Annotated in this window: 9 protein-coding genes; 4 read left to right on the top strand and 5 right to left on the bottom strand. The window is 45.8% G+C overall.

Annotated elements, in window-relative coordinates:
• Positions 1 to 4 precede the first annotated feature (4 nt).
• The 3 genes from AB6735_RS23760 to AB6735_RS23750 all read left to right on the top strand — a co-directional run bounded on the left by AB6735_RS23760 (position 5) and on the right by AB6735_RS23750 (position 4,266).
• On the top strand, positions 5 to 1,969 hold the full coding sequence (locus tag AB6735_RS23760; RefSeq protein WP_370998609.1) for a c-type cytochrome: 1,965 nt from the start codon (positions 5 to 7) through the stop codon (positions 1,967 to 1,969).
• Positions 1,970 to 2,450: 481 nt separating this feature from the next.
• A complete protein-coding gene (locus AB6735_RS23755) occupies positions 2,451 to 3,302 on the top strand; it encodes a ThuA domain-containing protein (protein WP_370998608.1) in 852 nt (283 codons plus the stop codon).
• Positions 3,303 to 3,405: 103 nt separating this feature from the next.
• Positions 3,406 to 4,266, top strand: coding sequence for an alpha/beta fold hydrolase (locus AB6735_RS23750; protein WP_370998607.1), 861 nt, complete (start codon positions 3,406 to 3,408; stop codon positions 4,264 to 4,266).
• Positions 4,267 to 4,409: 143 nt separating this feature from the next.
• Here the strand turns inward: AB6735_RS23750 and AB6735_RS23745 are convergent, their stop codons facing one another.
• The 4 genes from AB6735_RS23745 to rhaT all read right to left on the bottom strand — a co-directional run bounded on the left by AB6735_RS23745 (position 4,410) and on the right by rhaT (position 10,558).
• Positions 4,410 to 5,795, bottom strand: a complete 1,386-nt coding sequence (locus AB6735_RS23745; RefSeq protein ID WP_370998606.1) for an FGGY-family carbohydrate kinase — start codon at positions 5,793 to 5,795, stop codon at positions 4,410 to 4,412.
• Between the two features lies 1 nt (position 5,796).
• Entirely contained in the window at positions 5,797 to 7,071 is a 1,275-nt protein-coding gene (locus AB6735_RS23740) for a sugar isomerase (RefSeq protein WP_370998605.1), read from the bottom strand.
• A gap of 182 nt (positions 7,072 to 7,253) precedes the next feature.
• Entirely contained in the window at positions 7,254 to 9,374 is a 2,121-nt protein-coding gene (locus tag AB6735_RS23735; RefSeq protein ID WP_370998604.1) for a bifunctional aldolase/short-chain dehydrogenase, read from the bottom strand.
• A 104-nt stretch (positions 9,375 to 9,478) separates the two neighbouring features.
• The gene (gene rhaT / locus AB6735_RS23730; protein WP_370998603.1) at positions 9,479 to 10,558 is read right to left on the bottom strand and encodes an L-rhamnose/proton symporter RhaT; all 1,080 of its coding nucleotides are present in this window, start codon (positions 10,556 to 10,558) and stop codon (positions 9,479 to 9,481) included.
• A gap of 622 nt (positions 10,559 to 11,180) precedes the next feature.
• Between rhaT and AB6735_RS23725 the strand changes: the two genes are divergently transcribed.
• Positions 11,181 to 12,677 (top strand): gluconokinase, encoded by a 1,497-nt coding sequence (locus AB6735_RS23725; RefSeq protein WP_370998602.1) that lies wholly within the window; start codon positions 11,181 to 11,183, stop codon positions 12,675 to 12,677.
• 11 nt (positions 12,678 to 12,688) lie between these two features.
• Here AB6735_RS23725 and AB6735_RS23720 read toward each other — a convergent pair whose 3' ends face one another.
• The gene (locus AB6735_RS23720) at positions 12,689 to 13,882 is read right to left on the bottom strand and encodes a GTP-binding protein (RefSeq protein WP_370998601.1); all 1,194 of its coding nucleotides are present in this window, start codon (positions 13,880 to 13,882) and stop codon (positions 12,689 to 12,691) included.
• Between the last annotated feature and the right edge of the window lie 3 nt (positions 13,883 to 13,885).

Below are 13,885 nucleotides of genomic sequence, written 5' to 3'. Positions count from 1 at the left end.
GATCATGAATAATACTTTAAAACAAATGATAAAAAGGAGCGCGTTTTTATGTACGCTTGTCGTTATCGCGCTGTTAAGCGATATCAAAAATACCTTGGCCCAGGCCGAATCGCCTAAAGAGGATGATTTTTTTAAGATCATGAAAGTACCGGCGCCCGAAGGTACTATACTGGAGGTTGGCGGCTTGTGTACGCTGCCTAATGGTACTTTGGCTGTAACCACCCGTCGCGGGGATATTTTTATGGTCGAAAATCCTACCGGCCAGCATCCTTTCTTCCGCAAGTTTGCTTCCGGTTTGCATGAGGTGCTGGGCGCCGCCTGGAAAGATGGCGCTTTATACGTTGTTCAGCGCGGTGAATTGACTAAACTGGTGGATACCAATATGGATGGCAAGGCCGATGTTTTTGAGACCATTTATGCCTGGCCTTTATCTGGCAACTATCATGAATACAGTTTCGGACCTAAAATTGCTCCTGATGGTTCATTTTTTGTAACCCTGAACCTGGGTTTCCCGCCCGATTGGTGGCACCCTAAAAGTTTTGTACCATGGCGTGGCTGGGCCTTAAATATTAAGGAGGATGGTACGGTTACACCTTGGGCGGCCGGATTCCGTTCGCCTTGTGGTATCAGTATGATTGATGGCGAACTTTGGTATGCCGATAACCAGGGCGATTGGGTTGGATCGGGCAGTATTATGCCCATCAAAAAAGGGGCTTTCATGGGGCATCCTTCCAGCCTGGTTTGGACAGGCTTGCCGAACTCACCACTAAAGTTGACGTCTGAGCAGTTCTTCGCTAAAAACAATCCGCGAATTGAGTTTGATAAAAACGGGCAACCTGTAAAACCGCAGGATGTAGTAAATGAAAAATTCAAAACCGAGTTTGAGGCTAAAAAGGAATTTCCGGAATTACAATTACCCGCGGTTTGGTTACCTCATGGCATTTTAGGGATCTCTAACTCCGAAATTGTGAAGATACCGGATGGGGCATTCGGCCCGTTTTCGGGACAACTACTGATCTGCGATCAGGGGCAAAGTATGGTCGACCGGATCTTTTTGGAAAAAGTTAACGGCGAATACCAGGGCGCGGCCTGGGCTTTCAGAAGCGGTTTTCAATCGGGCATCGTAAGGCTGGCCTGGCTGCCTGATGGTTCATTAGCTGCCGGCGAAACTAACCGTGGCTGGGGATCGGCGGGGGAAGCTACCATGGGCTTACAGCGTTTGGTATGGAATAACAGAGTTCCGTTTGAAATGCGTGCCATCAGGGCCATGCCCGATGGTTTTGAAATAGAATTTACCAAACCGGTTGATAAAAAGGTAGCGGCCGACATTGCATCCTACTCCATGGAAAGCTTTATTTATAAATATCATGGCGTATATGGAAGTCCGCCGGTGAACACCGAAAAATGCCCGATAACAGGGGTTAAAGTATCAGAGGATGGCTTAAAGGCAAGGCTTATCGTTAATAATTTACGCAGGTACTATATCCATACCATTACGCTTGCTGCCATCCGCGATAAGGAGAGTTATTTTAACCTGGTGCATCCTACTGCATATTACACTTTGAATAATATCCCCGAAGGACAAAAATTGTCCATGAATGAGGTAAGTACCGTAAACTCGGCTAAAGCAGCGGCTTCGGCAGGTGTGAAAAAAGCGGGGGGCGCTAAAAAAGGCGCGACAGTAAAATCTGGAACGTTGGTAAACGCTATTCCTACCTATGCCGAAGTGCAGCCTCTTTTGCTGAAAAATACTTGTCTTTCGTGCCATAATGCTACAAAAAGGCAGGTTGGCCCGGCATACACAGATGTGGCCAAACGGAAATACAGCGTATCCGAACTGATACAGCTGATCCATAGCCCCAAGCCTGAGCACTGGCCGGATTATTCGACACCGATGCCGCCGATGCCGCAGGTGCCTAAAGAAGAAGCGCGTAAGATTGCCCTGTGGATCAAATCGCTGGCTAAATAAATTAAAGTTTGACTCCGCATTCCGCGTTTAAACTGCGGACTAAAATGCGTATATTTGTATATATCAACAGCCCGGTTTTCCTGATTAAAAAGGGAACCGGGCTGTTGGGTTAAGGGAGAAAATAGCCCGAAAATCGACTGATTTTTTATGGTTATTTGATAGTCAAAAATTAATACTTTTTAAAGTTTTAAAAACACGCTAAAACCGCGTTGGAATTTGTTAAAAAGTGTTAAAATCGATGTTTTTGAAGCGTTTTTTAGCCGTTTTTAATCCCTTTTTGAGCAGAAAAGTGTTAAAATTTAAGGTTTAAAAAGTTTTGTGCGATAAATGGGTCGTGGAATTGTTAAGATCTTATGTCTTGACTCTAACTTCTTGATTCTCCCTCCCGCCCCTACATCACCTCTCATGCCAGGTTTTTGGGTGCGTGGTTTATAAAAATCGTTTAGTTTTATGGCTCTAACCCAAAACCATATTTTAAACTATGATCAACCGTACAGGTCTCCGGAAAATTGCAGCACTGGCTATTGCCATTTGCACCCTGTGTTTTAGTTTGTATAGCGCTAAGGCGCAAGGCATTAAACCAAAATTTAAGGTAATAGCCTTTTATACAGGCCGTAACGATAAGGCGCATATCAGTTTTATGCACGAGGCTAACCGGTGGTTTCCGGCCATGGCCAAAAAGTATAATTTCGCCTACGATTCTACCAATAACTGGAGTAACATGAACCCGGAGTTTCTGGCCAAATACCAGATAGTAATATTTTTAGATACCCGTGCCGATGACCCTGCACAACGGGATGCTTTTGAGCAATATATGAAAAACGGTGGCGCCTGGATGGGTTTCCACTTCGCGGCCTTCGCGCTCACACCATCAGATTATCCTCAAAACTGGGACTGGTATCATAATGAGTTCCTGGGATCGGGGCAGTATAAAAGCAATACCTGGCACCCTACCTCGGCTATTTTGCGGGTTGAGGACCGTAAGCATCCGGTAACCAAAGGTTTGCCGGTTACCTTCAAAGCATCACCAAATGAATGGTATCGATGGGAAATGGATCTGCGTACCAACCCGGATATTAAGATATTACTGTCTATTGATTCAACCAGTTTCCCGCTGGGCACGGGGCCAAAACCTTACGAAATATGGCATAGCGGCTACTACCCGGTAGTGTGGACAAACAAAAATTATCGCATGGTTTACTTTAACATGGGGCATAATGCTATTGATTATGATGGCGGTACCAACAAGGAGCAATCACAAACTTTTGATAACGATATTCAAAACAAGCTGATCCTCAATACACTTCTGTGGCTGGGGAATGGTGAAAAGTAAAGATCTTAATTCTTCGTAATGGTGTCATTTTTTTAGAAAGTCATCCTGTAAAGGGTGGCTTTTTGCAGCCGGTTTATACCTTTGGAGATACCAATCTCCACCTATGAAGAAAATAAAAGAGATTTTTACCCAGGTAAAAGAGCTGCAACACAGTGATAACGAAGACATAACCGACCTGCTTTGGCAGCTGATCTGCTATTCGCCAAAATTCCCGCTAAGGTTACAGCAGCAACAGTTATTGGATGAAGCAGCACTATTTACATTGGAAGTTGATGATCCGCATTTTAGTCATTCCATACTAAAGTTTAATGGCTTTATATGGGGTAATGGCAGCCGTAAAGTGCTGATTACCCACGGCTGGGGTTCAAAAGGAGCCGATTTTATTGATCTGATCACCGCGCTCCGAACCATAGATGACTTACAGATCATCGCGTTTGATGCGCCGGGTAATGGCAGCTCGGAAGGGCAGCTCTCCAACCTGCTGTTGTTTGCGGAGGCGGTTAAGGCCGTCATCCGCACTTATGGTGCGCCTGATATTATGATCGGTCACTCATTGGGTGTAATGGCTAATACTGTGGCTATAAAGGAAACCGGCATTAAGCCACCCTTGCTGATCAATATAACGCCTATGGTGAATTTAAAGGAAAACTTTATAGTAACCATGAACAGCGCAGACGTGCCAAAAGCTGCTCAGGATAAGTTTTTTGAGCACTTTAATCAAATATTTGATGTGCCTACTTCTTATTTTAACCTTGCCGATATATACCAGGAAGACATCGCGGTAAAACACTGGCTGGCTTATGACAAGGATGATAAAATGACCCCGTTCCCTTACATGCAGGAGCTTTTAAACAGGCACCCGGTTATCACATCTAATGAATATCCAAATGCCACGCATGAAAGGATCATTAAAGATCCGAGGTTGATAGTGGATGTTTTGGAGTTGGTGAGGCAGGCGTTATAATAAAACAATATAAAATCAAAGCGTCATTGCGAGGCACGAAGCAATCCCCAATAAGCAGAGCCGCTCTGTATAGTATAGAGATTGCTTCGTACCTCGCAATGACGTGGTTTTTTGCTTAGAGGTCTGGTCTCCTGGTTCTCTCCTTAAACTACCTCACTTTGTCCTGAATAATACTTCAACTCAATAAGATCATGAGGCAGCGGTTTGGTATTCCAGGCCTGATGGATGGCCAGCGCGGTGCCTACAGCGGTAGCCTGTGCCATGGATGCGGCGTACACTTCCAGGTGTGGAAAGGCGAAAGCGAGCAGGTGCATAAACACAGCATTTTTACTGAATCCGCCGTCTACAAAGATTCGTTGTACTTTACAACCCTCTAACACATACCCGGTTGAAACGGCTTGCTGTTGTACAATATCCATCATCAATTGATGATAGGCTTCGGTATCGGTTTTAAAATCATGCAGATCGCGCAGTTCAAAAACTGATTTTTGCAGTTCGCCTTTTTTAGAATTGTGCTGTACTGCCTGTTGATTTTGTAACTGGGTAACGATAGCCGGTTCAAAAGCCATTGTACGATATTTTATCGCATCCTGGTTAAAATGGGCGGCTATGCGCTTTACCTGCTCCTCGTAATCGTAACCGGAAAATAATCGAGAAGCTTTAACGGGACTGCCTTTGTATTGCAGATAGTTAAGACAATCGTGTTTCAGTTCATCTTCGGTAAGCGGTGTTTGGTTAAAAGGGTTTAGGCTGATAGACCAGGTGCCCGTTGATATCAATACAAAAGGCATATTAAAGCTTACCAGGTAGGGGATAAGCGCCGCTGAACTATCATGCAGTCCGATACCCACACTGTAAGTACTTCCCGGAAATATAGCTGGAAGCACCGTGTCTGCAGGTTTAAGCGGGGCCATTTTGGGTAAAATGCTCTCCCGATCAACCCAGTGGTGATAGTTGTTCTTGCCGAAATCCCAAAGGGCAGTATGGCAGCCGATACTGGTTAAGTCGGTTACCATCTGCCCGCTAAGCAAGTAGCTCATGTACTGCGGCAAATGCAAGGCATATTTTATCTTTTTAAATGCCTCTGGTTGTTGATATTTTAAGCGATACAGCTGTAAGCCTGAGTTCAGGTTGCCTAAAACGGGTGAGGCGGTTTCACGGGCAAACCGGGCTTCATCGCCGTAGGTTTCATAAAACTGCCTGCTTAATTCCGGTGGATATGGCTTAAGGTAATTATACAAAGGCGTAAGCGGGTTGCCGCTGTCATCAACATACACAAAACTGGCCCCGTAGGTGGAGAAATTAACCGCTTTAAGGTCAAACTCTTTGTGTTTGAATATCTCGCGCAGCGAATCAAATACCGATAACCGCAGGCTGTCCAGGTTTTCGCAGGCGTCGCCATCCTCGTCATGAGTTTCGGTAAAGCGAGCCGTTCTTTCAAAAACTATTTTATAGTTCTCGTCAAAAAGAAACAGCTTTTTATTGGTTTTACCCACATCAAAAACGGCTATAACGGGTATCGGCTCCATATTATAAACCTGTAGATACGGCTAATGCGCCGCGTTCGCTGATCAGTTGCTGACGTACTGCTTGTTGCCGGTATACTTCCAATGGTTGTAACGCCCCACCTGCTCTTAAGCGCGATTCGGCAACAAGCGGACGTACATCAGTGCGGTAGGCATGTTGTAGAATTTCCTGGGCAAGTACTACATCATTTTGCTGTTGCGCCTGTTTCAGTGCCTGCTGATCAACCAATAACGCCTGCGTGTACGCTATTTTGATGGCTTCAACAGACTGTAGCAGGTCTTCCACCGGGTCTTTGATATTATGCGATGCGTCGATCATCCAGCCAATACCGGTAGCATGGTTCATGCCGCGAGCGTCCATACCTTCTACCAGTTCATTAAATATCAGGAACAGCTGGTATGGGTTAATGCTACCCACAGTAAGGTCGTCATCACCGTATTTAGAATCGTTGAAGTGGAAACCGGCCAGTTTGCCTTCCATCAGCAAAAGCGATACAATTTGCTCAATATTGGCACCTTGTAAATGGTGACCGAGATCGACCAGTGTTTGTGCCTGATTGCCTAATTTGGATGCCAACAGATATGATTGACCCCAATCGCCGATGGTGGTGGAGTAAAAATTAGGCTCGTAGGGCTTATATTCTATCCAGAGTTTCCAATCGGCAGGCAGGGCAGCATAAATTTCCTGCAGGCTCACCAGTGTCCGTTCAAAGGCGCCGCGCATATTGAGTTGCCCCGGAAAGTTTGACCCGTCTGACAGCCAAAGTGATAGAGCTTTAGAATTTAGTTCGACACCATAATTGATTACCTCGATATTATGTTCGATAGCCTGCTTGCGCACTGCTTTATCTACATGGTGCAAGGAACCGTATTTATAGCTATGCTGCTGCGATGGCTGATCCTGGAAGGTATTGGAGTTTACCGCATCAAAATGTAAGCCATGCTGACTGGCAAGTGCTTTAATCGAAGCTGCATTGTCTGGAATATCCCAGGGAATGTGCAGGGAAATGGAGTTACTGCTTTTGTTCAGGGCGTGTATCAAGCCTACGTCTTCTACTTTTTCTTCCAGGCTGCGGGGCTCGCCACCACCCGAGAAACGACCGAAACGCGTACCCCCGGTACCTAATGCCCAACTGGGTATAGCCACCTGGAAATCGCCCAGTTTTTTAAGAACGGTATCCAGCCCCTTTATATCAGCGGCCACAAAATCAAACTTGCGCTGGTGCACGGTTTGTTGTTTGTGGTTGGCTTCATCAATAATGCTCTTCTCTAATTGCATGATTATTGGTTTATAATTATAATAGGTATTACTAAAACCATGTCATTGCGAGGAGGAACGACGAAGCAATCGCGAACTGTGCAGATTTGCCCTGTATAGTTCGCGATTGCCACGCTTCGCTCGCAATGACATGGCTGGTTTTATCTTTTGTCCTTTATCTCCAAATCTTTGCTCCCAAAAAATTACCTCACAAAAGCCATCGCCACACCGCCATCCACATTCAATACATTACCGGTTGATTTGCTGAGCAGGCCGCCGGTAAAGGCAAAGCAGGCATCGGCAATATCGGCAGGCAGAATGATCTGGTTCAGTAGTGTACGTTTAGCATAATAAGCGGGCAACTCTTCAACCGTAATACCATAGGCTTTAGCGCGACCTTCGGCCCATCCGCCGGCCCAAATGTTACTGTCGCTGATCACCGCATCGGGGTTCACTACATTTACCCGGATGCCATCGGTACCCAGTTCAGCAGCGTTTAGTCGACTCAGGTGCAGCTGTGCCGCTTTTGCCGAGCCATAACCCGCGTTGTTAGGTCCGCTTACCAGGGCGTTCTTGCTTACTATATTGATAACATCGCCGCCGATATCTTGTTTTTTCATCACGGCTACAGCGGCCTGGGTGATAAAAAACTGGCCTTTTACCAGTACGTCATACAGCAGGTCCCAATCTTGCTCGGTATGATCCGCAATGGATTTGGATATAGATAGGCCCGCGTTGTTCACCACAATATCCACTCCACCAAAAGCTGAGGCAGCGGTTTCTAAAGCGGCGTCTATCTGTCCGGCATTGGTAACATCCAGCACTGCAGTAGTGTAGGAGTCTTTGCCATATTGTTTTTTAAACTCTTCGCCGGCGCTGTTCAGGCGTTCGGTGTTCATATCATTCAAGATCACTACCGCGCCCTCGTCTACAAATTTTTTGGCGATGGCCTTGCCTATACCACCGGCACTGCCCGTGATCAGGGCTATTTTGCCCGATAATGCTTTGGGTTTTGGCATCCGCTGTAGTTTGGCTTCTTCCAGTAACCAGTACTCGATATCAAAAGCTTCCTGACGGGGTAAGGAGGTGTATTCAGAAATAGCTTCGGCACCTTTCATTACGTTGATTGCGTTGGTATAAAACTCGGCGGCTACGCGTGCGGTTTGCTTGTCTTTGGAGAACGAGAACAGACCAACACCCGGATACAGGATGATCACCGGATTGGTATCCCTGATAGCCGGGCTGTTATCATGCTTGCAGGTATTATAATAGTCGGTATACATTTGGCGGTAAGCAGCAAATGCCGGTGCAAGACGTTCCTGTAATGCTTTTACATTGCTCAGATCCTCATTGGGTTGAAGATCCAATACCAACGGACTAATCTTAGTACGTAAAAAATGATCCGGGCAGCTGGTTCCCAAAGGCGCCAAACGACCAAGATCATTGGAGTTAATAAATTCCAGCACCCGGGCATCATCGGTAAAATGGCCGATCATATGCCTTTCGCTGGAGCAAAAACCACGCAGGATAGGGGCAATAGCGGCAGCCTGCTTTTTACGACCGGCTTCATCCAGGCTTTGGATTTTTTGCCCGCCAAACACAGGGCCCTTTTTGCCATAGTTTTCTTCCAGGTATTCGGCACAGCGCTCTATCACTTCCAGCGTATTGATATAGCTTTCATAAGCGGTATCGCCCCAGGTAAACAACCCGTGTGAACCCAACATAATGCCCCGGATACCCGGATTTTCATCCAGGCATTGCTTGAGTTGCAGACCCAATTCAAAACCTGGTTTTTTCCACTCCACCCAACCAATGGTACCGTTAAACAGTTCCTGGGTTATTTTTTTACCATCCTTAGCTGCTGCTATAGCAATGGCGGCGTCGGGATGCAGGTGGTCGATATGTTTAAATGGCAAAAAGCCATGCAGGGGGGTATCAATTGATGGCGCTTTAGAGGCCAGATCGTATATGCAATGGTTAAAAAGCTCTACCATTTCATCCTCATAGGCTACACCCCGGTAAACGTTTTTAAGGCTGCGCAGGCGGTCGACGTACAATGCTGCCAGTCCGCTTTTTTTGAGCGTACCGATATCACCACCCGAGCCCTTGATCCACATAACCTCTACCTCGCTGCCGGTGAGCGGGTCTTTTGACAATACCTTGCACGAGGTATTGCCGCCCCCGTAATTAGTGAGCCGCAGATCGGCCCCTAACAGGTTCGAGCGGTATATTAACAGGGCAACTTCATCCCCTTCTAACCTGGCGGCTTCGGCATCATCCCACAGATAGCTTACGTGTTTGAATGGTGTTGTTCTGACAGACATATATTTTAATTATTGAATTATTGAGTTAGTGAATTAGTGATTTAAATTAGAATTGCTCAGTTTTGAATTAATGATTTGGGTTACTGAATGTTTTAATTATCTGTTTACTTGATCGAATTGCCATAACCAACTACCAGTACCGATAAAATGATAACCGCTATGCCGGTTATTACGGTGGCAAAGGCTCTTTTACTCACGCCCTTCCATTCTTTTAATATCAATCCCCACATATTGGCTATCAGGATAATAAAGGCCATGTGCAGTATCCAGGAGCTGGCGCCATTACCCATTTTGCTTTCGCCCATGCCATAAAAAAAGAACTGCAAAAACCAGGTAGTCCCTGCCAGCGCCGCAAACAGGTAGTTTTTAAGCAATGGTGTTTTTTGATCGGTATAATTGCCAAAAGTTTTATTGCGGGCATTTAATACCATGCACCATATAAAGTTGGTGGTTAGGCCGCCCCATAGGATAATAATATAGGTAACGTTGTTCTGGAACAGGAAATTACCCTGTGCCGGATGAGCAGCCTGCCAAAACTGATTTGCAGTATCGGCCATGCTTTTACCGGCCTCTATGCCAAAATTAAAACAGGCGCTTAATACCCCGGATACAATAGCCACCAGTATACCCAGGCCAAAGCGGTAATCCTTATTTTCCTGGGCTATAGTCCCATTGGCTGATAGTTCTTTTTCCTTCATCATACCGGCTTTGCCGCATATCACAATGCCAGCTACACAAAGCAGAATGCCCAGCAATACCATTTGCCCCCAGTTAGAGTGCAGCATCATGCTAAAAGTATCTTTACCAGCTTTTGGGAAGATATCATAATAAACCGATGGTATCAGGGCGCCAAAAACGGAGCAAAGGCCCAATATAATGGTGCTGCCTAATGATACGCCTAAGTATCGTACGCCCAAACCATAGGTGAGGCCCCCGATACCCCAGAGCAGGCCCATGAGGTATGTCCAACCGATAACAGAGCCTTCGGTATGACCGATGATATCTGCAAAACCCGGAATAGTTAACCATGCGGCCAGCGGCGGTACTATGAACCAGGAAAAAATACCGCCCACTATCCAGTAACTTTCCCAGGCCCAGCCCTTAATTTTTTTATAAGGGATGTAAAAGCTCCCCGAGGCAAAGCCGCCGATAAAATGGAAGAAAACTCCAAAGATTATTTGCATATACTAACAGGTTTATATTGGTAAAGCTAATTTAGGGAATAATTAGGCTGAAACTGTCATGGACTGTCATGGAAACTCACCCCGGCCCTCTCCAAAGAGTAATAGCCCATGAAAAGGCATAAAGCGAAAATTAAGCGTCTATCGACTCACCCCGACGTCGCTGCGCTCGTCACCCCTCTCTCCGCTTCGCGCATAGAGGGGATTTTTTTCTTTCTTTTTCTCAACCCTCTTTGCGGCGAAGCCGCAGAGAGGGTGGTCCAGCGAAGCGTAGACCGGGTGAGTAGGCTATGCCACTTGTTTTAACCTTGTAAGTTTAAACGCTGCCTTTTCACGGGCTATTACTTTCCAAAAGAGAGAGATTTGTCTATTTGCGCTTGTTTGTAACCCTATGTATAGGGAAGACAAAAAGGGCGGGAGATGGTACGATTCCCTTTTCAAGCGTAATAGCCCATGATTAGACATAACAAACGAATGACATCCAAAAAAGGGGCTGTCACCCTGAGCTCCGTCGAAGGGTCGAGCGCAGAGGCTTGCCCACCATGCTTCGACGGAGCTCAAATAGGAACGTGTTTGTTTTTTATCCTTTCGTCCATTGTCTTTTTATCCTAATTTAGGACTTGATATGCAATCATACATTTTAGGTATAGATATAGGCACGGGCAGCACCAAAGCGGTGGCTGTAGCTTTAACCGGGAAGGCTTTGGGCGTGGTACAAAACCATTATCCTATTAATAGTCCTGAGCCGGGCTACAGTGAGCAGGATCCGCTATTGATATGGCAGGCTTTTGTAAAATGTATGCAGGATATAACCACTAAGATAGGTTATGCACCTATTGCCGTAAGTTTTAGCAGCGCCATGCATAGTATTATCCCTGTTGATGAAATAGGAACGCCGCTATCGCCTATGATCACCTGGGCCGACTCGCGGAGTGAGCATATTGCACAGGAACTGAGGGCTTCGGCGCAAGGTCCTGGAATATACCGGATCACCGGTACACCTATTCATGCCATGTCGCCGTTGTGTAAGCTGATCTGGTTGCGTACTAATAAACCGGAAGTGTTTATACCAACACACAAATTTATATCGATCAAGGAGTTTATCTGGTTTAAGCTGTTTGGTAGTTTTGAAGTCGATTACTCCATTGCTTCGGCTACGGGTTTGTTTGATATACTAAAGCTGGATTGGAGTTCGGAAGCCTGTGCGCTTGCAGGTGTTTCAGCCAATAAATTGTCAATTCCAAGGAATACCACCTACCATCGTGATGATCTGAATCCGAACACAGCTGCTCTGTTGAATATAACCTCCAAAACCAGCTTTGTTATTGGTGCGAGCGATGGCTGTTGTGCCAATTTAGGCAGTCATACCATCGGGCCGGGCATCGCCGCGCTTACCATTGGTACCAGTGGGGCTGTACGCATTACCAGCCCAAGTCCGGTATATAATTTTGAGGGGATGACCTTTAACTATCTGCTTAACCAGGATACTTTTGTATGCGGCGGTGCGGTAAATAATGGTGGCATAGCCATTAACTGGCTACTGCAAAACTTTCTGCAAAAAGAAAAACTAACCCCGGCAGATTACGACGAATTGTTCACAACGATAGATACCATACCTGCAGCAAGCGATGGATTGATCTTTTTACCCTATTTATATGGCGAACGTGCCCCGCTTTGGGATACCCAGACCAGCGGCGCGTTTTTTAATATCAAACCAACTCATACCCGGGCTCATTTTTTAAGGGCAGCGCTGGAGGGCGTTTGCTTTGCCTTGTATGATGTATTGAAAACGGTGGAAGATGCCTCGGTGAATATTACCCAGGTGAACATTAGCGGGGGCTTTGTAAGTTCGGCTACCTGGACGCAGGTCCTGGCCGATATTACCGGTAAAAAACTGGTGGTATTGCAGCCCGAAGATGCATCGGCAGTGGGCGCTATTTACCTGGCTATGCAGGTGCTGCACCCTGAAAGTTATGATCAGCTTATACACATAGATAATCAAATAGTTATCGAACCAAATGCCCAAAACCACGAGCGGTACAGCAAATTATTTCCGACATTTAAGAAGCTGTACCGTGATCTCATGGATTCTATGCACCGACTGCATGATTTAGATATTTAGATAAGGGTATTTTAATGGGTAAAGGGATCGGCGAAGGCTTTTCCGGCTAAAAGGTCCAGAAATTCAGCATCGGTGATCAGGCAGTTGTTTAGCTCTTGTGTTAGTTTTTCCTTATTTAAATGCTCGCCAATAAAAACCAGTTCGTTGTGGCGGTCGCCAAATTCTTTCGACCAGTTTTTTTCAATCAATTCCCGGTTCTCTACAAAGTCATGAAATTTGATGCGCTTTTGATAAGGCATGCTGGCCCACCAAACGCCGGCGTTCTCCAGGCGTGAAGAACCGCCTGCCTGCGAAAAATTCAAGGCATCATCGGGTGCCGAAGCTATCCAGAACAAACCTTTGGAGCGGATAATATTTTGGGGGAAATCATGATGCAGGTAATGATAAAATCTTTCTGGATGAAACGGTTTTTTTGACCGGAATACGGTGGAGCTGATGCCATACTCCTCGGTTTCGGGTGTATGTTCACCGTTTAGTTCTCTGATCCATCCGGCCGACTGCGATGCTTTGTCAAAATCAAACAGCCCGGTATTCAATATCTCGGCAGGATCGATTTTGCCAAATTGGGTATGCAATATTTTAGCGCCGGGATTTAATTTGGTGATCACGGCCTCTAATACTTTTACCCGTTGGGGCGATGACAGGTCGGTTTTGTTAAGCAGGATCACATCGGCAAATTCAATTTGATCGGTAAGCAGGTTAACAATGGTACGGTGATCGTTGGGATCATCCACCAGATTGCGGTTTAATAATAACTCAGAGCTGCCAAAATCCTTATAAAAGTTAAAGCAATCTACCACAGTAACCATAGTGTCCAATCGCGAAAAACGACTCAGGTCGATGCCTGCTTCTTCATCCGCGAAGTTAAACGTCTGGGCAATGGGTATCGGTTCAGAAATACCTGTACTTTCAATCAGCAAATAATCAAACCTGCCTTCTTTGGCCAATTTCTCTACCTCGATCATTAGATCCTCGCGCAGGGTGCAGCAAATACAGCCATTGCTCATTTCTACCAGTTTTTCTTCGGTGCGTGATAACGTTTTTTGATTGGCTACCAATTGCGCATCAATGTTTACCTCGCTCATATCATTAACTATAACGGCTACTTTCAGGTTCTGCTTGTTATGTAGTATATGATTAAGCAGGGTTGTTTTGCCGCTGCCTAAAAAACCGCTGAGCACGGTTACCGGTAATTTCTTTTCCATCGC

Source organism: Mucilaginibacter sp. RCC_168, from assembly GCF_041355315.1.
Classification (GTDB): Bacteria; Bacteroidota; Bacteroidia; order Sphingobacteriales; family Sphingobacteriaceae; genus Mucilaginibacter.
This window is presented reverse-complemented; position numbering and strand designations above follow the sequence as displayed.

Excerpts from the sequence above, each read along its gene's own strand:
- AB6735_RS23760 (WP_370998609.1), top strand. The coding sequence starts at position 5 with ATGAATAATACTTTAAAACAAATGATAAAAAGGAGCGCGTTTTTATGT.
- AB6735_RS23725 (WP_370998602.1), top strand. The coding sequence starts at position 11,181 with ATGCAATCATACATTTTAGGTATAGATATAGGCACGGGCAGCACCAAA.
- AB6735_RS23720 (WP_370998601.1), bottom strand. The coding sequence starts at position 13,882 with ATGGAAAAGAAATTACCGGTAACCGTGCTCAGCGGTTTTTTAGGCAGC.
- AB6735_RS23740 (WP_370998605.1), bottom strand. The coding sequence starts at position 7,071 with ATGCAATTAGAGAAGAGCATTATTGATGAAGCCAACCACAAACAACAA.
- AB6735_RS23750 (WP_370998607.1), top strand. The coding sequence starts at position 3,406 with ATGAAGAAAATAAAAGAGATTTTTACCCAGGTAAAAGAGCTGCAACAC.
- rhaT (WP_370998603.1), bottom strand. The coding sequence starts at position 10,558 with ATGCAAATAATCTTTGGAGTTTTCTTCCATTTTATCGGCGGCTTTGCC.
- AB6735_RS23745 (WP_370998606.1), bottom strand. The coding sequence starts at position 5,795 with ATGGAGCCGATACCCGTTATAGCCGTTTTTGATGTGGGTAAAACCAAT.
- AB6735_RS23755 (WP_370998608.1), top strand. The coding sequence starts at position 2,451 with ATGATCAACCGTACAGGTCTCCGGAAAATTGCAGCACTGGCTATTGCC.
- AB6735_RS23735 (WP_370998604.1), bottom strand. The coding sequence starts at position 9,374 with ATGTCTGTCAGAACAACACCATTCAAACACGTAAGCTATCTGTGGGAT.